The 1,418-nt window shown below is 48.3% G+C and carries 1 protein-coding gene; it reads right to left on the bottom strand.

Annotated features, from left to right (window positions below):
* Nucleotides 1-404: 404 nt before the first annotated feature.
* Entirely contained in the window at nt 405-1,295 is an 891-nt protein-coding gene (locus S1OALGB6SA_RS03930; RefSeq protein ID WP_124032627.1) for a DUF1848 domain-containing protein, read from the bottom strand.
* Nucleotides 1,296-1,418 lie beyond the last annotated feature (123 nt).

Here is a 1,418-nt window from a genome sequence, read left to right as displayed (position 1 = left end):
CAATTACGGGAATCATCCCAGTTATTATTGCCAGCATTCCCGTTCCAACGGTAAATCGAAGCCCAGAGTTGCATCGGGGCCAGAGCCAGTGTAAGTACCAGGGCAATAATCACATTTCTGAGCATCCCAAACCTCCAATTTAGGCCTGCATTCTCATAAGTGTAACACGTTTTCATTGAGTTCCCATGCTTTTGTTGAGAAGTATGACATTGACTCATGCCCGGTAGCGCAAAGCAACGGTTACTGAAATCCGGCGGTATGTGCTAATCTGCATAGCTGGCGTGCCGGAACCGACAGCGGCAACTTACGTTGCGGGCAGTGGATATAATGATGAGAGTGGGTTCCTGCTGATATCAAGCTAACCACATTTTCGATAGTGATGATTAATTATTTCAGCAATGGTATCAGCGTTCTGTGAGCATGGACGTTTCCGGATCGTGTTCAGAATAGCGTTGACGCGCCAGCCCCCAGTTTCTTGTGGAATAACAGTATAAGCATCCGTGAACGCAGGTGTCGTACACGCCGATGTCGCGGCTGACAACACAGCGGCAATCAGCCCTTTGTCCCCGATCTTTCTTAGCGGATGAGCGACCGCCTATGTCGTTAATAAGCTTGCAATCAATGCAGCTGCCTGCCGGGATTCCAAGGTTTGAGTAGTTGAATTCTTCGGCGCAGGAGAAAGGCCTCATCCCTGCGGCTCTGGCAGTGTCGGCGATGTGAGATAGCAATTCCAGCATTTCAGGAGCGTTGCGCAGCATTGCCATCCCTCGTGTATCATTGCTATTTGTCAAGTTGTCCATACGTTTGCTGGTTTTGTGGTAGAGATCGATAATGCTGATAATAACGCGTCGGGTTAGGCCGCGCAGTGCATATGCCAGTCGTTCAAATGTGGATGTATGAAAGCTGTAATCCGTGGCCGGGCTGATAATTATGGGGTCGTATCGCCAAACCATCTTCTCGGGACCAAGTCTGTTTGAAAACGCTTTGAAAGTGTCGAGTCTCCTGTTGACATTCGGTATCGAAGGTTCGAAATCCTGCGGATAGTCATTTAAAGTGTACTGGAAATAATAGATGAATCCTCGACTATCAAGTTCTCCAAGGAACTTCAACATAGGTTCAGGGTTTTTCGACCAGAAAACGAAAGCATCCACCTTATCCGGAAGGAGAGAAATACGGCTCACTTGCCTGGCATTAAAAGGATTGGGTACAAGACAAAACCCTTTTCGTATCCGGTGCATAAGCCAAGTGGAATAGAACGCGGGGATGTCAGTCCGCCTGCTTGCCGAAATTATCACGAGTACTCACACTCGGTCGGACAGACAACTCGCAGGCTATCGCTGGACGTTTCAGTGATAACCGCGGAACTAGAGCATCGAACTAACCTTGAACCTACTTGATAACCAGCACTTTGCGAATCT

It is taken from the genome of Olavius algarvensis spirochete endosymbiont (genome assembly GCA_900608495.1).
Taxonomy (GTDB): Bacteria; Spirochaetota; Spirochaetia; order DSM-2461; family DSM-2461; genus UBA2779.
Note: the sequence above shows the minus strand (reverse complement) of the source record. Positions and strands in the feature narration are given on the sequence as shown.